The sequence below is a fragment of the Deltaproteobacteria bacterium genome (assembly GCA_020848905.1).
Taxonomy (GTDB): Bacteria; Myxococcota_A; Polyangia.
The window spans coordinates 1-22,504 of the sequence record JADLHG010000044.1 but is presented as its reverse complement, the minus strand read 5'-3'; the positions used below and the strand labels follow the sequence as shown (position 1 = coordinate 22,504).

18 protein-coding genes are annotated in these 22,504 nt (G+C 69.9%); 4 read left to right on the top strand and 14 right to left on the bottom strand.

Annotated features, from left to right (window positions below; genetic code table 11):
• Window positions 1-300: 300 nt before the first annotated feature.
• Window positions 301-876: a hypothetical protein gene (locus IT371_19990; protein ID MCC6749957.1), complete on the top strand. Its 576-nt coding sequence runs from the start codon at window positions 301-303 to the stop codon at window positions 874-876.
• A gap of 63 nt (window positions 877-939) precedes the next feature.
• Here IT371_19990 and IT371_19985 read toward each other — a convergent pair whose 3' ends face one another.
• From IT371_19985 to fabG, 9 genes are all read right to left on the bottom strand, one after another.
• Window positions 940-3,315 carry an MMPL family transporter gene (locus tag IT371_19985; protein MCC6749956.1) on the bottom strand — a complete coding sequence of 792 codons (2,376 nt, stop codon included), beginning with the start codon at window positions 3,313-3,315 and terminating at the stop codon, window positions 940-942.
• Between the two features lie 81 nt (window positions 3,316-3,396).
• Complete coding sequence (locus IT371_19980; protein MCC6749955.1) at window positions 3,397-5,163, bottom strand: AMP-binding protein; 1,767 nt, start codon at window positions 5,161-5,163, stop codon at window positions 3,397-3,399.
• Entirely contained in the window at window positions 5,150-6,655 is a 1,506-nt protein-coding gene (locus IT371_19975; protein ID MCC6749954.1) for an NAD(P)/FAD-dependent oxidoreductase, read from the bottom strand. The genes IT371_19980 and IT371_19975 overlap by 14 nt, the downstream gene beginning before the upstream one ends.
• 37 nt (window positions 6,656-6,692) lie before the next feature.
• On the bottom strand, window positions 6,693-6,947 hold the full coding sequence (locus IT371_19970) for an acyl carrier protein (GenBank protein ID MCC6749953.1): 255 nt from the start codon (window positions 6,945-6,947) through the stop codon (window positions 6,693-6,695).
• An 8-nt stretch (window positions 6,948-6,955) separates the two neighbouring features.
• On the bottom strand, window positions 6,956-8,494 hold the full coding sequence (locus IT371_19965) for an aminotransferase class I/II-fold pyridoxal phosphate-dependent enzyme (GenBank protein MCC6749952.1): 1,539 nt from the start codon (window positions 8,492-8,494) through the stop codon (window positions 6,956-6,958).
• A gap of 18 nt (window positions 8,495-8,512) precedes the next feature.
• A complete protein-coding gene (locus IT371_19960; GenBank protein ID MCC6749951.1) occupies window positions 8,513-9,742 on the bottom strand; it encodes a hypothetical protein in 1,230 nt (409 codons plus the stop codon).
• Window positions 9,743-9,744: 2 nt separating this feature from the next.
• A complete protein-coding gene (locus tag IT371_19955) occupies window positions 9,745-10,998 on the bottom strand; it encodes a beta-ketoacyl-[acyl-carrier-protein] synthase family protein (protein ID MCC6749950.1) in 1,254 nt (417 codons plus the stop codon).
• Window positions 10,995-11,441, bottom strand: coding sequence for a 3-hydroxyacyl-ACP dehydratase FabZ (fabZ, locus tag IT371_19950; GenBank protein ID MCC6749949.1), 447 nt, complete (start codon window positions 11,439-11,441; stop codon window positions 10,995-10,997). Before fabZ ends, IT371_19955 begins: the two co-directional genes overlap by 4 nt.
• 44 nt (window positions 11,442-11,485) lie before the next feature.
• Complete coding sequence (gene fabG / locus IT371_19945) at window positions 11,486-12,229, bottom strand: 3-oxoacyl-[acyl-carrier-protein] reductase (protein MCC6749948.1); 744 nt, start codon at window positions 12,227-12,229, stop codon at window positions 11,486-11,488.
• Between the two features lie 366 nt (window positions 12,230-12,595).
• On the opposite strand from fabG, the gene IT371_19940 reads away from it, so the two are divergent.
• Window positions 12,596-14,500: a nitroreductase family protein gene (locus IT371_19940; GenBank protein MCC6749947.1), complete on the top strand. Its 1,905-nt coding sequence runs from the start codon at window positions 12,596-12,598 to the stop codon at window positions 14,498-14,500.
• A 49-nt stretch (window positions 14,501-14,549) separates the two neighbouring features.
• Here the strand turns inward: IT371_19940 and IT371_19935 are convergent, their stop codons facing one another.
• From IT371_19935 to IT371_19915, 5 genes are all read right to left on the bottom strand, one after another.
• Window positions 14,550-16,292, bottom strand: coding sequence for a hypothetical protein (locus tag IT371_19935; GenBank protein MCC6749946.1), 1,743 nt, complete (start codon window positions 16,290-16,292; stop codon window positions 14,550-14,552).
• A gap of 123 nt (window positions 16,293-16,415) precedes the next feature.
• Window positions 16,416-17,405 carry an MBL fold metallo-hydrolase gene (locus IT371_19930; GenBank protein ID MCC6749945.1) on the bottom strand — a complete coding sequence of 330 codons (990 nt, stop codon included), beginning with the start codon at window positions 17,403-17,405 and terminating at the stop codon, window positions 16,416-16,418.
• Window positions 17,402-18,289 (bottom strand): DNA-binding protein, encoded by an 888-nt coding sequence (locus IT371_19925; protein MCC6749944.1) that lies wholly within the window; start codon window positions 18,287-18,289, stop codon window positions 17,402-17,404. The genes IT371_19930 and IT371_19925 overlap by 4 nt, the downstream gene beginning before the upstream one ends.
• A 6-nt stretch (window positions 18,290-18,295) precedes the next feature.
• Complete coding sequence (locus IT371_19920) at window positions 18,296-19,405, bottom strand: sensor domain-containing diguanylate cyclase (GenBank protein MCC6749943.1); 1,110 nt, start codon at window positions 19,403-19,405, stop codon at window positions 18,296-18,298.
• 36 nt (window positions 19,406-19,441) lie between these two features.
• Window positions 19,442-20,215 carry a hypothetical protein gene (locus IT371_19915; protein ID MCC6749942.1) on the bottom strand — a complete coding sequence of 258 codons (774 nt, stop codon included), beginning with the start codon at window positions 20,213-20,215 and terminating at the stop codon, window positions 19,442-19,444.
• Between the two features lie 169 nt (window positions 20,216-20,384).
• Here IT371_19915 and IT371_19910 point away from each other — a divergent pair, with 169 nt between their 5' ends.
• Window positions 20,385-21,362 carry a thrombospondin type 3 repeat-containing protein gene (locus IT371_19910; GenBank protein ID MCC6749941.1) on the top strand — a complete coding sequence of 326 codons (978 nt, stop codon included), beginning with the start codon at window positions 20,385-20,387 and terminating at the stop codon, window positions 21,360-21,362.
• 5 nt (window positions 21,363-21,367) lie between these two features.
• Window positions 21,368-22,504: PEGA domain-containing protein (locus IT371_19905; GenBank protein ID MCC6749940.1), on the top strand; the 1,137-nt coding region annotated here is incomplete at its 3' end.

The following is a 22,504-nucleotide window of genomic DNA, read 5'->3' as shown; positions in this document are numbered from 1 at the left end:
CACGAGGACAGGCAACCCCTTGCCGTCGCTGCGCGGTCTAGAGGGGATGGCGCCCCCCCGCGGCACGCGTCTGCTCCGCGTCGGCGTGGCCCGCCCGCGGTCCCGCCCAGTCGGCGCCGCTGGGTGGAACCGGCCCCCGTGTCGACTCGTCCCGAGGAGGAAGCGGGTCGGCTTGGCTCAGCACGGCGCGCCAAACTGGCTGCGGTTGCAAAGCAGCTTTGCTGAACCATACTCTTTCACGGAAATACATCGTTCGGGGCATGGGTGGCGCGGGCGCCGGGACGGCGCAAAGAGGTTGTCATGCTCGGCTGGTTACTCGCGGTTCCGATCAGCGTCGTCCTGGCGCAGCAGGGCTATTCTTCCGTCGGAGAACGCTTCGGCGTGTCGATTTACCGGCGCGACCAGAGCTCCGCGATCGAGCTCGCCGCGGTGGGCGACTTCGACGCCGCGCCGGCGCGCGTGCATCAGCTGCTGCTCGACGTCGGCCGCCACCCGGGCTGGGTGAAGAACCTCGCCGAGAGTCGCGTGCTCCTGCGCAAGACAAGTTCGATCGTGGTCTACCAGCGGCTGGACCTGCCCATCCTGAGCGACCGGGACTTCACCCTCCAGCTCACCTGGGGCAAGACCGGTCAGGCACTCTGGGTGCGCTTTCACGTGGCGAATCAGCTGGGCCCGCCGCCGAAGTCCGGCATCGTGCGCCTCACGACGCACGAAGGGAGCTGGGAGCTCGAGCCCATCCGCAACGGCGCGGCGACGCGCGCCTTCTATCGCGTGCGGATCGACATCGCCGGCCCCGTGCCGCAGTGGCTCGCGCGCTCCCGCACCGCCAAGGACATCGCGGGGCACTTCGAGGCCATGCGCGCCCAGCTCAGGTAGCGAGACGAAGCGCTTGCGATTCGCTCCCGCGAGCCGCGAGCCGCGCGACCTTCAGGACCACGCTCAGATGCCCTTCCGCTCGCGGATCCTGAGCAGCGCGGGCAAGAAGACCGTCGTGGAGATGAAGGTGCAGGAGAAGCCGAGCACCGCGAGCATCCCCATCGACTCGATCCCCGCGTGGTGGGCGGTGAGGGTAGCCCCGAAGCCGATGCCGTTCGTGGCCGACGCGAGAAAGCCCGCGGCCCCCGTCGTCGCGATCACCTTGCCGAGCGACCCCGGGCCTTCGAGGTCGTAGCGGTGCTGCAGGTGCACCGCGTTGTCCACGCCCATGCCGAAGAGCGTCGGTACCACGGCCTGATTGAAGACGTTGAACTCGAGGTGCCAGAGCTTCATCAGTCCGAGCATCCACACCACGCCGAGGGCTAGCGAGCCCCCCACGAAGAGGGCCTGCCGCAGGTTGCGGAAGTCCACCAGGAGGAGCAGCATCACGGCCGCCGCGGCGTAGACCAGGATGTAGGGGATGTCGGCGTGCATGGTGGAGAGGACGCGACTCGCCACCCGGTTCTCGTCGAGGATCGGGGTCTTGATCCCCGCCCTCTCCATGGCCGCCTTCATCCGGCCGAGCTCTTCACCCCAGGCCATGATCTCGGCGTCCTCGTACATCTCGTAGCGCGGCCAGACGAGCACGAAGGTGCCGCTGCCGTCCACGGCCAGGAAGTGCCGCTTGAAGACGTCGGGGATCTCCTCCACTCCCCACGGCTTCATCTCCGCCAGCTTCAGCGCGTCCTTCACCTTCTTCCGGTCCTCGGGAGTCAGCTTCTCCTTCAGCACGGAGCGCAGACTCCGCGCGATCTCCGTCAGGAGGGGCGCCTTCTCGGGCACGTCCTTCGGCACCATCGAAGCCAGCGAGAAGACGCGTAGCACCCCCGAACCGGGTTGCTTGCGCCACTGCTCGACGAAGGCCTCGACGCGACGCGCCTCCGCCACGTCCTTGGCCATCACCAGCGACGGGGCGAGCGAGCCGCCGAGCGACTGCTCCACGTACTCCTGGAACTCCACCGCCGGCGAGTAACCCCTGAGCTGCTTGAAGTTGTTGTGGAAGCGGACCTGAGGCGCCACGCGCACCGAGTACGCGAGGAGCACCGCACCGACCGCCACCATGACCCACGCCACGCCACGCCGGAAGGGGCGCACCGCGTCGCCGCGCACTGCCTTGTGGTCCCCCTTGGGCTTGCGCGTGAAGAGGAGCGCGAGCGGGGGCAGGACGAGGTAGGTCGTGATGAAGGTGGCGAAGATACCGATCCCGGCGATGAGCCCAAACTCACGGAAGCCACGGAAGTTCGACGCCATCAGGCAGAAGAAGCAGAAGGCGTTGGCGCAGGCCGAGGTGATCGAGCCGCGCAGCGTCTCGAGATACGCGCGGCGCATGGCCTGCAAGCCGTCGCCGAGCCCGTCCAGCTTCTCGAGGTAGCGCAGGTAGAGATGGATCTCGTACTCGATGCCGAGCCCCGTGAGCGCGGAGATGAGGAAGCCCGAGACGAGGTTCAGCTGACCCACGAAGAGCTTGGTGAGCGCCATGGAGATGGCGATCCCCACCACGAGCGGCACGACGAGCACCGGCAACGCCGCCACGCGCCGGATGTGGAGCGTCACGAGCAACACCACGAGCACGAGCGCGATCACGCCCGCCCGCGAGAGGTCCCCCAGCATGGTCTGGTGCTGCTCCTGGTTGACCACCAGGCTCCCCGCGTACTCCACCTTCACGCCGCGCGTCTCGGGCCGGTGCGCAGCGACGATGGCCTTCACCTGCGTAAAGATCTCGCCCGCCTTGTCGAAGTCCGAGGAGGCCACCTTGGGCTTCACCCGCACGAAGAGGTAGCGCCCGTCCTTCGATTCGAAGGTGCGACGGAGCAGCCCCTTCTTGTCCTTCGGGGTGTCCTGCGCCTCGACCTCGGCCCACGGCTTTGGCTCGCCCTTCTTGTCCTTCTCCTCCTCGAGATCCACGTAGAGCGGGTTCGCCCGCACCTTGGCGCGTTCGATCTCCTCGTCGATCGAGTCGCGAAGGGTGGTGAGCCCTTTCGACGAGAGCAGCAGCATCCGGCGATCGAGGAAGAAGTCCACCGGGAACTCGACGTCGGCCCAGCGGATGTAGGGCTTCGTGCGGAGCTCCTGCACGAGCTCTCGCGCGTAGGCCAGTCGCGCCGGCTTCTTGCCCGCGAGCGCGATGAAGAGCTCGGCGGTGCCGCCCGCCTTGGCCTTCACGAGGTTCAGGTCCTGCACCTCGGGGGTCGCCTCGGGCAGGAGCGCCGTGAACGACGCGTCGAACTTGAGCCCGCTCGCCACCGCCGAGGCCGCAGCCCCGACGAGCAGCGCCACGCCCACGGTGAGCCAGGGGCGGGCGGTGATCGTCTCGGCCAGTTTGCGCGTCGCGGAAGACATGAACCTGCGGTCGAGCGCGGGGCGTATCCATCGAGCTCTCGCGCCGGCGCTCGCGCGGCGGAGGCCCTCTCCGGGGACGCGCTAGGTTGCGCCCTCGAGGGGGATGCTGTCCACGAACTGGATCTCCTTGGGTACCGCGACCGCCCCCACCAGCTCCCGCACCTGGCGGTTGAGCTTGATCGCGAGCTTCGGGTCGGGCTGAAAGCCGGGGCGCAAGACCACCTGGCAGCGGATCCCTTCGGTCTTGATGCGGTCCTCGACCGCCGTCCCGCGCACCTCGGCCACCGCCTCGTGCGTGGCCAGCGCCGCCTCCACGTCCGCGATGGCCAGCCGGTGTCCGGCGATGTTCACCACCCGGTCGCTGCGCTTGAAGACCGTGACGTACCCGTCGCGCTCCTCGGCTGCGAGGTCGAAGGCCTCGTAGTCACCGTCGAAGCGACCGAAGTAGTAGGAGCGGAAGCGCGCCGCCTCCCCGGCCACGGAGGTGAAGCTCCCCGGCGGCAGCGGCGTGGCGAAGACCAGCTCCCCCGTGGTGCCGGGCGCGACGCGCTCCCCCGCGCGATCCACGACGCGCGGCCTCCAGCCCATGCACGGCAGCCCCGCTGCCCCGGGTCGCGGAGCCAGCTCCTCGATCCCGACGCTGTGCCCGATCATCGGCCAGCCGCTCTCGGTCTGCCAGTAGTGGTCGATCACTGGGACCCGGAGCTGCTCGGTACCCCAGCGCTGCGCCTCCGCGTCGAGCCGCTCGCCCACCACGAAGAGGTGGTGCAGGGACGACAGGTCCGCGCGCCGGATGAAGTCCTCGTCGAAGCCCCGGAGCATCCGCAGCGCCGTCGGCGCGCTGTACATGGCGGTGACCCGATGCTTCTGCACCAGCTCCCACCAGATGCCGGCGTGCGGGTTGAAGATCGTCCCCTCGTAGATCACCGTCGGGATCCCCGCGAGGAGCGGCCCGTACACGATGTAGCTGTGGCCCACCACCCAGCCCACGTCGGAGGTGGACCAGAAGACGTCGTCGGGCCCGCACGCGAAGAGGTGCTCCATCGAGGCCGCGAGCGCGACGGCGTAGCCGCCCGTGTCGTGCACCATCCCGTCGGTGCGCCCGTCCCCTGCCGCGGTGTAGAGCACGAACGCCGGGTCGGTGGCCTCGAGCGCGACGCACGCCGGCCCCTCGCCGCGCACCTCAACTTCGAGCGCGCCCCAGTCCAGGTCGCGCCCCGCCACGCGCGTCCAGTCACCGAGGCCCCGGTCGAGGACCACGACCTTCACGTCGGTCGGCGGGAGCTGCGCGAGCGCCTCGTCCACCGTGGCCTTCACGGGGAGCAGGCGTCCTCCGCGCTTGGCGTGGCTGGCCGTCACCACCACCTTCGGCCGGCTATCGGCGAGACGCCGCGCCACGAAGGGGGCCGCGTAGCCCGAGAAGATCACCACGTGCACCGCGCCGAGCCGCGCGCAGGCCAGCATCGCCACCGCCGCCTCGGGGACCATGGGCAGGTAGATCGCGACCCGGTCTCCGCGACGCACGCCGAGGCCCTCGAGCACCGCGGCGAAGCGCTTCACGCGCTCGAGCGTCTCGGCGTAGCTCCAGACCTGCGAAACCCCCACCTCAGGGCTCTCCCAGACGATCGCCGGCCGCGCCCCCCGTCCCGCGCGCACGTGCCGGTCGAGGGCGTTGTCGCACAGGTTGAGCCTCCCCCCGCGAAACCACCGGCCGTGCGGGCCCTCGGACAGGTCGAGGACCTGCTCGGCGGGCCTCGACCACGCGAGCCGCGCGGCCTCGTCGGCCCAGAAGCCGGCCGGGTCCTCGATCGACCGACGGTACGCTTCGACGTAGCTACGGTAGCGCATGGGGTCCGACGGCGGCGGCCGCGCTCGCCTGCTTCTTGAGCGCTCGCAGCAGAGACTTGGCCGTGAGCTCTCCGCTCTTCACCGCGTTCAGCACGCCGGGGCCGGGCTGCGTCCAGTGCCCCGCCAGGTGGAGACCTCCGACGGGGCCCGTGCGCGGCAGGCGCTTCAGGTTGCTCTGCCCGGGGATCATGGACCAGCCGTACCACGCGCCGCGCGTGTTGCGCGTGAAGTACTCGATCGTGGCGGAGTGGGCGACGTACGAGAGCTCGACCTGGCTCGCGATGCCGGGCAAGAGCTTCTCGAGCCGCGCCACCCCGACCTCGGCCATGCGTTCCTTGTGCTCGAGCCAGAAGCCGCGCGACTTGTGCACGCCGGGCAGGATGAGGACCGCGGTGCTCTTCCCCGGAGGAGCCAGCTCCGGGTCGTAGCCCGTCGGAAAGGCGGCGTAGAAGGGACCCTGCTCCTCGAACATGTGCTGCTCGGTCCATTCGGGCTCGAGCCAGCGGTCGATCGCATCGGGAGTCGCCTCGTCGAGCACCCAGTGGCAACCGTGGTGCGGCAGCCGCTCGTGCACGTTGCCCTTCAGCCCGAGGAAGACCACGATCCCCGAGAACGAATACTCGGAGGTCTCGAGCCGCTCCACGTACTCCGCCGGCACGTGCTGGCGCTCGATCAGGTCCAGATAGATGTGCGGCGCGGCTCCCGCGCCGATCACGTGGCGGCAGGGGATGAAGCGCTCCTCGCCGAGCGCCGACAGCATCGGCCGCACGTGCACGCCCACGATCTGGCCGTTCTCTACCTCGATCCGGCTGACCTCGGTGCGCTTGTGGACCTTGCCGCCAAGCTCTTCGATGCGCACCCCGAGCGCGTCGGGGAGCGCCTGGAAGCTCCCTTTCGGCGCGTAGCCGCCATTGAGCTGGTTCTCGCGCCAGAGCGTGCAGGCGGTGATCGCCCCCACGCGCCGCGCCGAGATGCCGATGTTTCCGAGCGGGAGGATGAAGATCGTCTTGGCCGCTTCGTCCTCGAGGAAGTGGTCGAGCAGCTCCCGGTAGGTGGCCGAGCCCCAGCGGCCGAAGTCGGCCGGCCCGAAGGCAAAGAGAAACCGCACGAGCTTCTCCAGCCGGTCGATCTCGCGCGGGAAGTTCTCGCGCAGCGCCGAGAGAAAGCGCTCGGGGTCGACCCACACCGGCACGTGGTAGCGGGGAGAGATGATCACGTCCATCGGGTCGGCGCGCCGCATCTCGACGCGATCCCAAAGGCCCAGGTCCTCGAAGACCGCGCGCAGAATGCCGCCAGGATGGCAACCGCCCACCTGGTGCACCGCCGCATCGAAGACGAACTGCCGCCGCTTGAAGCTCGTGCAGCACCCGCCGAGGCGGTAATGCTGCTCGAAGAGCTCCACGTCGAGACCCGCGCGCGCCAGGTACGCGGCCGCCGTGAGGCCGGCCATGCCGCCCCCGAGCACTACGACTTTTTCGTTGCTCGCCGCCATGGATGACCAGCGCGGGCCTCGGACAGCCCGTCGTTCGCTAGGCGGCGTTCTTGTACCGCTTCACCACATCGACGCACTGGTTGATGGTCGTCATGTTGGGGAATTCGGTCTCGGGAATCGAAATGCCGTAGGTCTGCTCGAGAGACGAGAGCACCTCGAGCAGCAGCATGGAATCCAGCCCCAGGTCCTCGATCAGGTGTTGATCGAGCCCGATCGTGTCGGGGCTATCCAGCTCGCCGATCTCGGCGATCATGTCACGTACGGTCTTCACCAGCTCCACTTGGTCCATCATACTTCTCCTTAGGATTGAACCTGTTCCGACGACGCCGCGGTCGTCGTCGTCGGCCGCGCCGCGGGGGTGGGCGCGGCATCACGCCCCTCGCCAGCTCCCGCGTCCTGCGCGCTCGCCGCAGCATCATCTCGCGGCCCATCGTCGTCGCCGCCGTGGCCATTTCCACTGCGGACCTTCGCCCCGTGCCCACGGCCTCCGAAGAGACCCTCGGCCCACGAGGAGACCTTGCTTCCCGCCTCTTCGAGCTCCTGCACCAGATAGCCGAGCCCGGCGTTCTTGAGCCCCGCCACCTTCCCCTCGGCGAGCCAGAGCGCCTTCTGCACCGAGCTCGCCCGCGTCTTCGCCCCGGCCTTGAGGATGCCGAGCTCCTGCCCGATCACGCCGAGCGCCTCCAGCGCGTAGCCCATGTCGGCCTTGCTGTGCGCGGCCGTCACGTTGCACCGCAGCCGGGCCGTCCCCTTCGGCACCCCGGGGTAGATGAAGGGGAGCATGATCACCTTCGCCCCGTGGTAGAGGTACGCCCCGAAGGTCAGCGCCTGAACGTCGTCCCCGATCATGATCGGCGTGATGTGCGTGTTGCTCACGCCGAGGTCGAAGCCCAGCTCGAGCAGCCCCTCGCGGAAGAAGCGCTTGTTCGTCTCGAGGCGGTCCCGGTACGACGGGTCGGTCTCGATGATGTCGAGCGCCGCAATCGCCGCGTCCACCTGGGCAACCGGCAGCGACGCCGAATAGACGAAGGATCGGGCCTGCAGCTTCAGGTAGTCGATGAGCGTCTGGTCGGCCGCCACGTAGCCACCCACGCCACCGAACGACTTGGAGAAGGTCCCCACGAGGAAGTCGATCTGGTCCAGCACGCCGAGGAGCTCGCCCACGCCCCGCCCTTGCCGGCCGATCGTCCCGAGGCCGTGCGCGTCGTCGACCATGATCGGAGCGCCGTACTCCTTGCACACCTCGACCATCTCGGCGAGCGGGGCCATGTCCCCGTCCACGCTGTAGAGCCCTTCGACGATCACCAGCTTCTGCTTGCGCGTCGAGCTCTGCAGCACGCGGCGCAGCCCGCGCACGCTGTTGTGCTTGAAGAAGCGCACCTCGAGGTTCGGGTGGTTCCCCTTGGCCAGAAACACCCCGTCGAGGATGCTCGCGTGGCTGTAGTTGTCGAGGATGACCGTCGTCTCTCCGTCGAGGAAGGTGGCGATGGTCCCGACCAGGCTCTGATAGCCCGTGGTGAAGACGGCGCACGCCGGATAGCCGAGCCACCGCGCCAGCCGCCGCTCGAGCTCGTCGTGGCGGTCGGCCGTGGCCTGCAGCCGCGAGCTCCCGAGTCCGGTGCCGAAGCGCGCGGTCGCCGCCATCGCGGCCTGGATCAGCGCCGGGTGCTGCGAGAGCCCGAGGTAGTCGTTCGAGGTGAAGTTGATGTAGCTCCCGCGGCCGATCTTCACCCGCGGGCCGACGTTCTCGAAGCGCCGGAGGAAGGGGAAGGCCTTCTTCTCCTTCGCCTCGCGCACCTGTTTGAGGAAGTCGGTGGTCTTCTCGTGCAGCCAGCTCATGCTCGCGTCCCGTCCGCGTTACGCCTTGCGGAGAATCAGCGAGGAGTTGTGCCCGGTGTAGCCAAAGCTGTTCACCATCACAACCTTCGGGCTCGCTCCCGTCACGGGCGTTCGCGTGACGTTCAGCCCCTCGGAGCCGCTTCCGTACCCGCAGGTCGCGGAAATGATCCCGTCCTCGAGGTCACACAGCGCCGCGACGATCTGCATCGCGCCCGTCGCGCCGAAGCATTCGCCCACGTAGCTCTTGTAGGCCACCACGGGGACCTGCCGGCCGCGCGCGCCGAACACGCGCTCGATGGCCCGCGCCTCCATGCGGTCGCCTTCGGGGCTCCCGTTCGCCGAAGCGGCGATGAAGTCCACCTGGTCGGCGGTGATCCCGGCCTCCTCGAGCGCGAGCTGCATCGCGTGCGCCGCCCCCTCCCCTTCGGGGTGGAACGCGAACTCCGAGCGCCCGTCGAAGGTGGAGCCGCTGCCGAGGACCTCCGCCCGTATCGACGCGCCCCGCTGCTCGGCGATCGCCCGCTCCTCGAGGAGCACCATCGCCGCTCCCTCGCCGAGGAGCGTCCCGTCGTGCCGCGCGTCGAAGGGCCGGACCTGCCCCGACGCCGAGGCGAGGCCGCGCCGCGCGAAGGCCAGCGCCGTGTGCAGCGAGAACTCGTCCGAGCCGCCGGCGATCATCTGCCGCGCCTGCCCGGTGCGAATCATGTCCGTGGCGAAGACCACCGCGTCCACGCCGGCCGTGAAGGCGTTCGAGATGGTGGTGCTCGAGTGCGGCAGCTCCCACCAGATGTTCCCCTGGCTCGGCGGCGCGTTGATCACCATGTTCGGAAAATCCATGGCGTTGAGCGCCTTGAAGCCCTGGGTCAGGTACGTCACCGGGAAGTCGATCTGGCTGCGCAGGCTGCCGTAGGTCGTACCGATCGTGAACCCGACCTGCTCCCGCTCGCCGAGCTGCGCGAGGACGGTCTCCAGGTCCAGCTTCATGCAGGAAAGAATGATCAGGGTGTTGCGATCCATGTAGCGCAGGCCCTTGGCGGCCATGATCGCCTTCGGATCGAACCCCGTCAGCTCGCCACCGCGCAGCCCCTTCGCCTCCGGCTCTTCGGAAAAGAGCGTCACCTCGCCCAGCCGGTGCTCCGACCGCCGCAGGCCCCGCTTGAACTCCGCCAGGCCAAAGCCGATCGGCGCCAGCGCCGCGGCCGCAGTGATCACCACGCCGCCCGGACGGGACGTGCCGTGTGCCGTCATCCTCATGCTCCCTGGCCGTGATACTTCCGCACGACGATGGAGGAGCAGTTGCCTCCAAAGGCGTAGGCATTGGAAACGGCCACGTTGACAGTACAAGCCCGAGCGGTATTGGGAACGTAACTTAGATCACACTCGGGGTCAGGTTCCGCGTAGTTGATGGTCGGCGGGATGCGATCCTCGCGGACCGTCTGGATGCAGGCCACCGCCTCGATGGCGCTCGCGGCCCCCATGGTGTGGCCGATCATGGACTTGATCGAGTTGACCTGGGCCTCGTAGGCGTGGGCCCCGAGGACCTCCTTGATGATCCCCGTCTCGACCTTGTCGTTCTCCTTCGTGCCCGTGCCGTGCGCGCAGACCAGATCCACGTCCTCGACGGAGACCCCGGCCCGCGTGATCGCGGCGCGCATGGCGATGACCCCGCCTCGCCCTTCGGGGTGCGGGATGGTCATCTTGTGCGCGTCGCAGCCGAGCCCGTAGTCGAGGAACTCGCCGTAGATCGTCGCGCCGCGGTCGAGCGCGTCCTCGAGCCGTTCGAGCACGAGGCACGCCGCCCCCTCGGCGATCATCATCCCGCCCCGGTTCTTGTCGAAGGGGCGCACGCAGTCCGTGGCCACCGCGAGGAGCTTGTTGAAGCCCACGAAGGCGATCTGCGAGAAGGCGTCGCTCCCGCCGGCCAGCACGAGGTCCGCGCGACCGAGGCGCAATAGGTCCGCGCCGTAGCCGATGGCGTAGTTGCCCGCCGCGCAGGCGGTGGGGATCTGGTAGTTCACGCCCTTGAAGCCGAAGAGCCGGCCCACGTTGTTCGAGATCCGCGAGCTCGGCACGCGAAAGAGCAGGTCGTGCGGAAAGCCGGCCAGGCCCTTCTCGGCGATCCCCTTGGACAGGTCGAGCAGCACCTCCGGCTCGCCCATGGTCGTACCCATGCTGACGGCCAGGCGGTGCGGTGCGAAGCGGGACCGGGCCTTTTCGTCGAGGCCGGCCTGCTCGAGCGCCATGCGCGAGGCTGCGACGGCCAGGTGCGAGGCGCGGCCCATGGTCTCGACCTCGGCCGAGGACATGAAGTCGGTCGCTTCGAAGTCGAGCACCTCGCCCCCCTTATGGGCGCGCAGCTCGCTCGTGTCGAAGCGCTGGATCTCCCGCAGACCGTTCACCCCCGCGAGCGCGCTCTCCCAGAAGGCCTGGGTCCCCACGCCGATGGGCGAGACGACGCCCATCCCGGTGACCACGACGCGCGCCTTTGTCGACGACGAATTCATGCGTGCATTGCTCCGAACTGGAAGGTGGCCTTGGCCACCGTCTGATCTCCGACCTTGCTCACCGCCTCGACCACCCCCATGCGCGTGAAGAGCTTCACCGCCGTGACCTCGGTAGTGAGCGTAGCGGGGGGCAGCACGGGCTTGAGGAAGCGGGCGCGGTTCACCATGCCGAAGACCATGCGCGGTCCGCCGCCGATGGCGCCCTGCTCGGCCTCGAAGGACTTGGCCACGAGGAAGTTCGCGGTCTGCGCCATGTTCTCGAGGATCAACACCCCGGGGAAAACGGGCTGCCCGGGAAAGTGGCCCGCGAAGAAGGCCTCCTCGCCGGTGAGGTGCTTGAGGCTCGTCGCCGCCTTCTTGGGTTCGAAGCTCACCACCTCATCGATGAAGATGAAGGGCTCGCGGTGCGGGATGAGTTTTTCGATCTCCGCTCGGCTGAACATCCTACGCCTCCGACGGTACCGTCGACCCTGCAGGCCCTGCGGGCCTAGGCCGACAGGCCTCCGTCCGCCACCAGCACCTGGCCGGTGATGTAGCTGGCCTCGTCCGACAGCAGAAACGCCACCAGATGAGCGACTTCCTCGGCGCGCCCGAAGCGTCCGAGTGGAATGGTGCCGAGCACCTGCTCCACTTGCTTCTCCTTCAGGCCCGTCGTCATGTCCGTCTCGATGAAGCCCGGTGCCACGGCATTGACGCGGATCCCGAGCTTGGCCACCTCCTTGGCGAGCGCCCGGGTGAAACCGATGGCTCCCGCCTTGGTCGCGGCGTAGTTGGTCTGGCCAGGCAGGCCCACCATCCCCGCCACCGAGGTGATGTTCACGACGCACCCGGCCTTCTGCTTCATGAAGACAGGCACGATCCTGCGGCAAACGTGGAAGAGCCCATCCAGGTTCGTGGCCAGCACGTTGTCCCAGGCCTCCTGGGCCATCAGGAAGAGCGGCGTATCCTGCCGAATGCCCGCGTTGTTCACGAGTCCGTTCACGCCGAAGGCCTTGGCCTTCGCCACGAGCGCCTCCACCTGCGCGCGGTCGGCCACGTCGCAGGCGACCGCCTCGGCCCGAACCCCGAGGCCTCGGAGCTCCACGAGGAGCGACTCGGCCTGCTCCGCCGCGCTCTTATAGGTAAAGAGCACGTTCGCCCCGCCGCGCGCGAGGCGCAGGGCGATGGCACGGCCGATCCCTCGGCTCGCTCCCGTGACGAGGACGTTCTTGTCGGTCAGCGCTGGGATCATGGGGGTCAGCGGCGCCACAAGACCTTGAATTCTAAGGGTTGTTTCCCGTTTTGGGCGTTCCGTCGCGCGTGAAACTATGCCGACCGGGTTCCCTTGTCAATACCTTTGGAAATCGGGCAACCCGTCGGGATGCTCGGCTTATCGCCGCGCCGCGTTGGATCTATCGCAGAAATAGGACTTCGCAAGAACAATTTGACGAGCGGTCGAACCAGGCGTAGGGGCGAGGGTTATTGGACCACATCAACGCACCGAAGCGCACCGAGCCCGAAATACCAACATCTGTTGGCCGAGCCGCGCTTCCACTTCCATCGCGCCTGGCTATACTGGCGCCGCTCGCGTGGACGCGGGGGCGAGCGCGAGAGACCGATGCAGACCGACCAGGCCGCCGAGCGCGCACCACAGATTGATGACCAGGCGGGCGAGCGCACGACGCCGCTCGCGCACTACGATCGAAACGGCGTGCTGGGCCAGCTCACCGGCGTCACTCTGACCGAGCGCGATCGCTGGCTCAAAAAGACCCACGACGAGCTCTCCGTGCGACTGGACGCGGCGCGCCAGGCGGCCCTCGACAGCGGCCAGTCCACGGAGCTGGACGGCTCCGCGCTCTCGGGCACGAACCACGGCGACACCTGGAGCGTTCTCCCCGACGGCACCTCCGTGCGCACCCTCTCGCGCTTCCCCGAGGTGGAAGCGCTCATCGCGGCCTGGCCGGGGCTGAGCTTCCCCGCCGAGGGACCGTGCGGCACCGAAACCCTCACCTCGCTGCGTCCGCTGCTCGCGCGCTGCGCCTATGACGGCCTCTGGGCCCCGTCGGGGACCAACTGGCAGCCCGTCCGCGCCGTCGAGCTTTCCGGCCCCGAGCTCGAACGTCTGGCGAACCGCGCGCAATCGCCGGTGCCGAGGGGTCCCGCCGGACTCGCCTTCCTGGCCCGCACCGAGTACGAATCGATGCTGGGCGACGTGGCAAAGGTCGCCCGCTTCGTCCTCGAATCACAGGCCGAGTACATCGACGTGGGGATCTACGCGCTCGCTGCCGAGCTGGCCGCGGCGGCGCAGGGACATCCCACGCGCACAGTCTTCGTGCACAAGGCGGATCAGCGGGCTCTCACTGACGAGCTGGCTTGCCTGCTCGAGGAGCGCATCCCACGCTACGCCGACGCGGCGATGGTACGGCGCACGCGCGAGCTCCTGCACATGCTGCGCACCCGTCAGTACGTGCTCGACGGCCTGTTCTGTCCGCCGCAGAGGCCGCACATCCCGGCCGTCCCCGGCCGACTGGGCGCTCCCCTCCCGACGGATGGCCTCTCCTGGTCCGCCTTCGACGAGCTGACTGCCACGCGCTGCTCTCAACGCGTGGCCTCCCCCACGCGCGAGGTGAGCCTCGGCGAGCTCGACGAACTCTGGTCCATCTCGCTCGCCCTGGTGGAGCCGGAGCTCAGGCCCCTTCTGCACTGTGCCTCCTTCACCTGGCACGAACCCGCCCCACGGCAGATCGGCGAGGCCATGTTCCGCGGCCTCTACGGCGAAGGAGCGCACGAGGAAACGGGCGAGGGAGGTCACGGCGGGCTGATCAGCCGCGTCACGATCCCGTCGCTGCTCGCCTACCTGGAGGCCGAGGGACACGCGCTCCCCGACGCCATCGCGGCGCTCGGGTCCCTCGAGGGAGAGGCGCTCGAGCTCGCGGCGCAGCACGCGCCGTTGCCCGTGGCGTTCATGCCCCGGCGCCTGCGCGAGTTCATCCTCAGCAAGCCCCAGTACCGCGACGAAGGGGGCTATCTCGTCGGACGCACCGGCGAGCCGCTCACGGTGGGCCAGTTCATCCGCATGGTGCGGCTGCTCGCGCTCTCCTTCGGGCGCTTCTTCCTCTCGTTCCAGAACACGCACCCGGTCACCGCCATCATCCTCGCCACACGCGTCGAGGACGCCGACCTGCACGCGCGCGTCTACCGCGCCGTGGGTCGCATGATGGCCAGCCTCACCTTCCTCTGCCGGGCGCGCGGCCTGGTGTCGATCATCAAGGGCGGCCCGACCGAGATCAACCGCCCCGGCATCGGACACGTCGCGGCCGAGCACTCCCGCGACCCAGAGGTCCGGCGACTGATGACCGAGGAGAGGGCGCTCGCGAGTCTCACCTTCCAGGTCGGCCACCCGCTCGGGCCCGACGAGCTCGTGAAGGTGCGCGACAAGCACCACACCGGTCTCGCCGAGCGCGGCTTCGACAAGCGCTCCCCGCGCGCCCCGCTGGCACACCACTACTTCCCCTGGGCGTGAAAGGCGGGCCCCGGCGTCCTCTGACGCCGCCCCAACCGCCCGTCGAGCTTCAAGACGCGACGCGAAGGTCCTCGCCGAGCGCCTTCAGCTTCCGCACCGCCTCCTGGACGCCTTGCACCCCCGCGAGGTTCTTCCGGCTGGCCTGCCGCACCTGCTGCATCGCCAGGTCGACCTCTCGCAGCGAGACGGACTGCTGCTCGACGCGCGCGGAGATCTCCCTCGCGCGCCGGGCGGCGTCGATCATCTGATCCGCGAGCCGGGCGATCGTGGACTCGGCTTCCGCGCCGCGCTCCGCGAGCCGCTGCGTCCCCGCACCGGCTCCGTCCGCAGCACGGGCCGCCGTCGCCACCGCCTGCTGCATCTGCCGGAGCACGCCCCGCACGTGCACCGTGGCCTCGCGCGACTGCTCCGCCAGGAGACGCATCTCCGCCACGACGACGGCGAAGCACGCGCCGTGGACGCCCGCACGTTCCGCCTCGATGGCGGCGTTGAGGGACACGATGTGCGAATGCTCGGCGAGCTCGGCCACGGCCCGGTTGATCCCTTCGAGCGCCTGCGTCCGCTCCCCCAGGCGCGCGAGCTCGCTCGCCGCGGCCAGGATCGCGGCAGCCACCAGTTCTCTCTCCGTGCGGAGGCTTGCCATCGAGGCCCGCCCCTCCGCTGCCGCCGCGAGACCTTCGTTCGCCGCCGCGGCCACGCCGTCGGCGTGCGAGGCCGCGCTCTCGGCCCCGTCGCGAAGCCGGCTGGCGGTGACCGCCGTCTCTTCGACGGCCGCGGTCGTCTCCGCCAACCCGAGCGCCGCGCTCTCGATCGACTCGGCGATCTGCCGCGTGGCGCCGGAGAGCACCTCTACCCCCTCGAGGAGCTGTCGCTGGGCCACCTGAAGGTGCTCCGCCACGCGACGGCGCTCCTCGACCTCGACGCGCAGCGCGTCGGCCTGCTGCCGCTGTCGCTGACCGGCCCACGCGAGGTCGCGCAGGACCACCCGCACCACGTCGAAGAGGTGCGCCAGCGCGACGAGAAACGCCGCCAGACGGACGACGTGCCAGAGCCACCAGTCGAGCGCCCACGCGGCCGAGACGGCGAAGAGGAAGCCCGCCAGGCCGAAGAGCAGGCCCAGGGTGGCGAAGACCGTCGAGGCCCGATCCCCCGCACTCCAGGCCGGCCGCAGAAATCGCGCCGCGCCGACCCAGAAGCCGAGCCCCCCCACGACGTTGGCCGCGACGGCAGGCCAGGCGAAACCGCCCGGCACGATCACCCGGGGAACGAGCTTCGGCACGAGCAGCGTGGCGAGACCGAAGAGCCCGGCAACCGCCAGGAGGCCGACGAACCGGCGTCGCAGCGCCCGCGAGGCCACGGAGACGCGCCCGTCCCAGACCAGAGCGAAGAGGACGCCGCCGACCAGCACCGCGAGGCTGTGCGACCAGACGAGGAGGTCTCCGGGCAAGGTGGTGGCGTGCAGAGCGTCGAGCACCCCCATGGCGCCGAGCGCGCACGCGACCCAGCCCTCCTCGGTCCGCGCCTGGCCGCGCTCGTAGAGCAGGACCAGCGTCCGCCCGAGCGCGAGGGCCGCGAAGGCACCGATGGCCTCGATCGCCGCGTGCGCCGCCAGGTGGGGCCAGACCCGGTCCGCGAACCAGAGGTGCACGACCGCCGCCCCCGCGAGGGTCGCCAGCGTGGTCCCGCCCACCACGACGACCGCCTGCCGACGCGAGAGCCGCCCCGCGAGCGCCAAGCCTTCGCCCGCCGCCGTCGGCTCCGCCCGACCGTCCCCGTCACCGCGCTCGGCCATGGCCGCTCTCCCCTCCAAGGCAACCGCGCCGGATGATAGGTACGGTGGGGTGTTCCTGGCAACCGCGGGGAGGAACGGGAGGAAGGGGAACGCGCGACGCTGGCTACGCTACGCCTCGGTGAGCTAGGGGCTCAGCCAGTACGTCCCACCGACGGGCCAGCGCACCACCCGATCGCTCTCCCCCTGCTCGGCCGCGCACTGCGCGAGGAGGGCCAGCGGCTCCTCGGGGGGCTCGGCAGACAGTCTGAAGGTGCCCCAATGGATCGGCAGGAGCCGGACAGCCCCCACGGCCCGCGCCGCCGCGAGCGCCTCCGCGGGGTCTACGTGCTGCGTCCGCATGAACCAGCGCGGAGCGTAGGCCCCGATGGGCAGGATCGCCACCTGAGGAGCGAGCCGCGCGCCGATCTCGGCGAAGCCGTCGAACCACCCCGAGTCTCCCGCGAAGTAGACCCGCGCGCCGCCTGCTTCGACGACGTAGCCCCCCCAGAGGCTGCGATTCTCGTCGAACATCCCGCGGCGCGACCAATGCTGCGCCGGCACGAAGGTGATGCGGCCCCCCGCCAGCTCCACCGCGTCCCACCAGTCGAGCTCCACCACGCGCCGTCGCCCCTGCGCGCGCATCCAGTAGCCGAGCCCCTCGGGGACGAGGTAGAGCAGCTCCGCGGGCAGGCGGCGGATCGTGCGTCGGTCCAGGTGGTCGCGGTGATTGTGCGAGATCAGCACCGCGTCCAGGCCCTCGATCGCGTCGATCGGCGCCGCTGCGCGCGTCAGCCTCGGCACGCCGGTCGGCGCCCCCCACACCGGGTCGGTGAGCAGGCGCAGGCCCGGGAGATGGATCAGCGTCGTGGCGTGACCGATCCACGTCACCCCCGCGGGGGCGTCGGCTCGAAGCGCCTCCGCCGAGGCTGGCACCGTCGGAATCGCGTCGAGACGCGGGCGCTCGTCGTGCGGGTCCCTCGGACCGCCTCCGAGCATCCACCGCATCACCTGTCCGCTCGATGGACGTCTCCGCGCGTCGCGGTTGACGAAGCGACCACGCTCGCGGGGCGCCCGGTCCGCCGCGGCCGCCGCCAGCTTCTGCGGGAGCTCCACGCCGGACCCGGTCGCGCTCACTCCGCGGCCGAGCGCGCCACGAAGATCTGATGCCCGCCCTCTTCCCCGGAAAAGCGCAAATTCAACACCGCGACGTTCAGGCGGATCCGCCGATCGTTGCGCAGGCGCACGGTGATGAGCTCTTCGTTGGCGTCCACGCGCTCGATCACGCAGCGACCGAACTTCCGGTGGTCGAGGAAATCGCCGCTCTTGATCGGCCGGTAGATCTCCTCCTCCTCGTCGTCCTCGGGCGTGGCGTCCAGCGCATCGGCCGAGGCCTGGATCGCCTCCTGCCACGCGGCGGGCAAGGGCGGGATGGTCTGCGTTTGCGCCTCCGCCGCGTCCACGACGCTCCCCTCCCCGGCCGGGCTCGCCCCGCCGCCACCCGCTCCCGGCGGCGCCGCCTTCCCCGCGTCGGCGCGCGCGGTGCTTCCCGCCCCGCCCGGGCTCGCTCCGCCGAGGAACTCCTGCCAGATGGCCAGTCCCGTCCGCCGGTCGACGCCGCGCCGCACGAGCACGTCGTCGAGCGCGTCGATCACGAACTCGCAGGTCAGGACGCGCCCACCGGCGAGCAGCCCGCCCAGGAGCTCGATCCCGTTATCACCCTGGCGCGACGCGGTGACGTTCAGACGCAGGTCGGCCTTCCCTTCGTGCTCCGTCAGCGTCCCCGTCAGCGCCAGCAGCTGCATCGGCGTGCGGAACCACCGCGGTTTGCCGATCGCGCGACTCGAGGCGTCGTAGTGCGCGATGGCCAGCTCCTCGAGCACGCCGCTCCCGCTCAGCGTGGCGCAGCGCACCTTCTGCGCGTGGCAGACGGACAGCAGCCCCTGAAGGAGGTCTTCCCCACCCGCCAACCGACCCATGATGCGGCGTCCTCGGGTGCTCTCGACCATCAAGCGACTCATGTTGCGCTACGGCTCCTCTTCCCGGCTGGCGACGACGACGCGGTTCTTGCCCGCCGCCTTGGCCTGATACATGGCCCCATCGGCGAGGCGGATGAGCGCGTTCGCCCGCTGCACGTGATCTCCCGCCCGCCGGACGTGCTCGGCGAAAGAAGCCACGCCGATGCTCGCCGTGACCGAACTCGCCTCGAGCTGGATCTCGCTCTCCGCCAGAAACGAGGTCAGCTCCACCTTGCGCCGCATGCGCTCGGCGACCTCGCGCGCCCCCGATCCATCGAGACCCGGGAGGATCAACACGAACTCGTCCCCCCCGTAGCGGGCTGCCACCGCTTCGCTCGGCGCCTCGCTCTGCAGCAGCAGGCCCACTTCGTGCAAGGTGCGGCTTCCGGCGAGATGCCCCCGCGTGTCGTTCACCTCCTTGAACCGATCGAGGTCGATGAAGATCAGCGACAGGGAGCTGCTGTCGGCATCCGCGCGGCGAATCTCCTCGCGCAGCCGGTAGTGGAAATACCGGTCGTTGTAGAGGCCGGTCAAGTTGTCCCTGCGCGCCACCTCGCGCGCCCGGAGCGCGTCGAGCGTGTTCTGCATCGAGGAGGAGATGTACCCGGCGAAGACCTCGATCAGGGTGCGGTCCTCCGTGGTGAAGCTGTCCCGACCGCTGCGATTGATGAGCTGCAGGACCCCGCAGATCGCGCTCCCCACCACCACGGGGACCGCCAGCAGGCTCTGCGTCGTCGAACCGGTGCGTTCGTCGAGCTGTTCGTAGAGCGAGCGCTCCTCCTCGCCCACGCGACAGCAGCTCGGCGCGCCCGTCGAGTACACCCGGCCCACGATCCCACGGTCTACGGGCAGCTTCTCGCCGAGGAGCTGCTGCGCGTGCGCCCCGAAGGCGGCGATGAAGGTGAGCGTCCGCCCGCCCTTGCCGAACAGCTTGGCTCGCGGGTCGTCGAGCAGGATGGCTCCCGCTTCCGATGGAACGAACTCGTTGGCCTTGGCCAGGATCTCGCGGAGGAAGTGATCCAGGCGCGGTTCGTAGCGCTCGAGGGTGTCGTTCCGTCGGAAACGCAGCAGGAAGCGCCCGATCTCGTCCGGGCCGAGCGTGACGATGCCGCTGCTCATCCGATCCCCACGCCCTGGAAATGTGCGTCGGCCACCCTACGGCTGCTTTCCGAAGCGCGAGAGGATGAGCGTCTGCGCGCCGGTGAACTGCACGGCAAACTGGTCGTCGGCCTCGCCGGGCACGCCGTTCCCGTTGCCATCGAACCGCGTCCCGTCCGCAGCCTGGGCCTCGCGTCCCACCTGCAGCGTGTAGAGCGTCGCCGCGTCGAGCGGACCCACGAGGTCGAGTCGCGCGCTCGCCGCATCCACCCAGATCGGCCCCTTGAACTCGACGGGCTTCTTGAGCTGGTCGACGAGCGAGAGCTGCAGCGAGGTCCCCACCTGCTCCATGTTCTGCGAGAAGCGTACGAACACCCGCGGCGGGGAGGAGTCGAGGTCCAGGTACGCCGCGCGCACGCGGGGAGCCGAGCGCGTGCTGAAGCGTAGCCGGTACGGCCACTGGAACGCCTCCTCGGGCCACTCGGTCGCGTCCGAGTCGCGCAGCTTCTCGCCGCTCACGATGCTCGACTGGGCGAGCAGCTCGTACTCGTGCTCCGCCACGAGCGGCTCGACGTTCGCGTAGGTGATGATTCGCCCCTCCCAGCGCACGGTCCCGGGGATGGTCTTGCGCGCCCCGCCCGTCACGTCGTAGAGCACCACCTCCCGCGTGACCACGTGGATGCTCACGCCGGCTGCCACCTCGAGCTTGAGCGCCAGCGACGGGTCCACCGCGGTCGCGCCGTTCAGCGGTTCGACGCGTTCGAAGACCGCGCGGTAGCTGGGGCTGCACCCGACCCAGAGGAACACTGCGAGGAGCCCCGCGCGACGCATGGCCTTGGACTATACACCCGTCGCACCGCGTGAGGCCACCTCGGGCCTCGCCGGAGATCGCGCGCGCTCGGACGTGCGGCGCGATTGACCCCCCGAAGGCCCGAATGCTAGAAATCCCGCGCGAACTTCTGGCGATCTGTATAGAGGTGCCGCGGAGACATGAGGACAGATGCTCCATAAGATCGCTCGGACCGCTCCGGTCGTGACGCTCTGTTCGCTCCTGCTCGTGGGGTGCCGCTTCGACGGAGGCAAGCTCGAGCAGCGCGCCTGTCCCGCGAGCGGCCAGTGCGGCGAGGAGGGGATGGTCTGCTGCCAGGGCTACTGCGTCCTCGCGGCGAGCTGCCCCGACGCGGGCCCCGACGCCGCCGCGATCCTGGACGGGCGCGCGGACCTGAACGTCGCGGCGGACACCGACCTGGATGGGGTCCTGAACGACAAGGACAACTGCCCCTCCGCCTACAACCCGGGGCAGCAGGACCAGGACTTCGACGGGCTCGGGGACGCCTGCGACTGCGATCCGACGGACAAGCGCTTCACCTCGATCACGGTCGACCTGCCGAGCTTCCCTCAGGCGGTGCCCTTCACCCCGGTCGAGAGCCCCGCCAACTGGCAGCTCGTCGGACGCGCGTACAAGCAGGCCTCGAAGAACGGGGTCCAGCGCGCCGCGCACGCGCTCGAGGACCAGACCGCCTACCAGGCCACCGTGCGACTCAGCTTTCTCGAGGCCGGCGACGACGGGCTCACCGTGCCTGCGAACGGCGTCTCCCTCGCGGGGGTCGTCGTGCGCACCTCCGGCCTGGGGCCGGGGACGGGGAGCGGCTACTACTGCGCCATCGACCTGAAGAACTTCCGGCTCGTGATCGGCAAGACCAAGGCGGACGAGCTCGGCAAAGGACAGCTCCCGCTCTTCGCCGAGCCCGCCTCGGAGCCCGGCAAGCCCATCACCCGGGGCGTGAAGGTGAACATTCCGTACTCGCTCACCCTGCGCGCGCGCGACGGGCAGCTCACCTGCCGCGTGACCTCCCCCGACCTGAGCCAGGTCGAAACGACGGCCGCAGACAGCGAGTTCACCCGCGGCGGGCTGGCGATCTTCACCGCCGGGGCCAGCGCGATCTTCGAATCGGTGAAAGTGTGCACGAGCAAGTGAGCGGGATGGTGAAAGCGACGCGTCGTGGAGCGTACCCGGGGATCTTTACCGCTGCGCTCGCGCTCGGGCTCTTCTGGGCCGCGCCGGGTCGGGCGCAGGCGCCGGTGCCGGAAAAACCCACCCCACCGGCTGGCGACGAGGCCTCCGCGAGCGGCGCCGGGCAACAGGTCCTCATCCCCGTCGAGGCGGAGGCGAGCCTCGGCTTCCTCACCGACGAGCTGCTGCAGGCCTTCGGGCGAGTCGGGCACAGGGTGCAGAAGTCCAGCCTCTACCTCGACGACCTGATGCTGGCCGTGGCCTGCTCCCAGCGCTCCGTGGCGTGCCTGCAGAAGATCGGCCGCACCGTGCGCGCGACCGCCCTGCTCCTCGCCTCCGCCAAGAAGGAGGGGGGCGAGATCACGCTCTCCCTGCGCTGGCTCGACGTGGGCAGCGGCGTGGACCGTGGCAGCGCGACGGTCCTGCTCCCCCTCGAAAAGGGGGCCCGAGCGACCGCGCTCGACCGCGCCGTGCGCAAGCTCCTCGGCAAGGCGGAGCCCTCGCAGAAGCCCGCCGGCGGCCCTGCGGCCAGACCCGAGCCACCGCCGCTCGCCATGCCCCCCACGGGCACGCTCGAGCTGTCGTCGCTGCTTCCGTTCGTGGAGGTCACGATCGACGGCCAGCCGCGCGGCGCGCTCCCGCTCCGGCTCGACGCCGTCCCCCCCGGTCACTACGCCATCGTCGCGCGGCGCCCCGGCTACCGCACCTGGCGCTCCACCGTGGAGGTCAAGGTCGGACGCACGGTGCGGGTGGAGATCGACCTCGACAAGGAAGGGGGGCGCGTGGTCGCGTCGAGCGGCTTCTTCGAGTCGCTGCGCCCTCACACCTGGCTCACCTTGGGGGCCGGTCTGAGCTGCTTCGCCATCGGCGCCGGCTTCGCCGCCCACCTGCGCTCGCAGCAGAACGCGTTCGACCAGACCCGCGGCGTCACCCCCGCCGAGCTCACGGCGCTCCGGCACTACCAGGATGTCGGGCAGCGCGACGCCACCGTGGCCAACGTCATGTTCGGCGTCGGCGGCGGCCTCGTGGGCGTCTCGGTGATCCTCGCGGTGGTCGACTACCTGACGGCCCGTCGCGCGCTCCACCGCCTCGAGCGCGAGCGCCAG

What these genes read in the sequence shown, in the direction of transcription:
- IT371_19990 (MCC6749957.1), top strand. Translation starts at nt 301, where the DNA reads ATGCTCGGCTGGTTACTCGCGGTTCCGATCAGCGTCGTCCTGGCGCAG.
- IT371_19985 (MCC6749956.1), bottom strand. Translation starts at nt 3,315, where the DNA reads ATGTCTTCCGCGACGCGCAAACTGGCCGAGACGATCACCGCCCGCCCC.
- IT371_19980 (MCC6749955.1), bottom strand. Translation starts at nt 5,163, where the DNA reads ATGCGCTACCGTAGCTACGTCGAAGCGTACCGTCGGTCGATCGAGGAC.
- IT371_19975 (MCC6749954.1), bottom strand. Translation starts at nt 6,655, where the DNA reads ATGGCGGCGAGCAACGAAAAAGTCGTAGTGCTCGGGGGCGGCATGGCC.
- IT371_19970 (MCC6749953.1), bottom strand. Translation starts at nt 6,947, where the DNA reads ATGATGGACCAAGTGGAGCTGGTGAAGACCGTACGTGACATGATCGCC.
- IT371_19965 (MCC6749952.1), bottom strand. Translation starts at nt 8,494, where the DNA reads ATGAGCTGGCTGCACGAGAAGACCACCGACTTCCTCAAACAGGTGCGC.
- IT371_19960 (MCC6749951.1), bottom strand. Translation starts at nt 9,742, where the DNA reads ATGACGGCACACGGCACGTCCCGTCCGGGCGGCGTGGTGATCACTGCG.
- IT371_19955 (MCC6749950.1), bottom strand. Translation starts at nt 10,998, where the DNA reads ATGAATTCGTCGTCGACAAAGGCGCGCGTCGTGGTCACCGGGATGGGC.
- fabZ (MCC6749949.1), bottom strand. Translation starts at nt 11,441, where the DNA reads ATGTTCAGCCGAGCGGAGATCGAAAAACTCATCCCGCACCGCGAGCCC.
- fabG (MCC6749948.1), bottom strand. Translation starts at nt 12,229, where the DNA reads ATGATCCCAGCGCTGACCGACAAGAACGTCCTCGTCACGGGAGCGAGC.
- IT371_19940 (MCC6749947.1), top strand. Translation starts at nt 12,596, where the DNA reads ATGCAGACCGACCAGGCCGCCGAGCGCGCACCACAGATTGATGACCAG.
- IT371_19935 (MCC6749946.1), bottom strand. Translation starts at nt 16,292, where the DNA reads ATGGCCGAGCGCGGTGACGGGGACGGTCGGGCGGAGCCGACGGCGGCG.
- IT371_19925 (MCC6749944.1), bottom strand. Translation starts at nt 18,289, where the DNA reads ATGAGTCGCTTGATGGTCGAGAGCACCCGAGGACGCCGCATCATGGGT.
- IT371_19920 (MCC6749943.1), bottom strand. Translation starts at nt 19,405, where the DNA reads ATGAGCAGCGGCATCGTCACGCTCGGCCCGGACGAGATCGGGCGCTTC.
- IT371_19915 (MCC6749942.1), bottom strand. Translation starts at nt 20,215, where the DNA reads ATGCGTCGCGCGGGGCTCCTCGCAGTGTTCCTCTGGGTCGGGTGCAGC.
- IT371_19910 (MCC6749941.1), top strand. Translation starts at nt 20,385, where the DNA reads ATGCTCCATAAGATCGCTCGGACCGCTCCGGTCGTGACGCTCTGTTCG.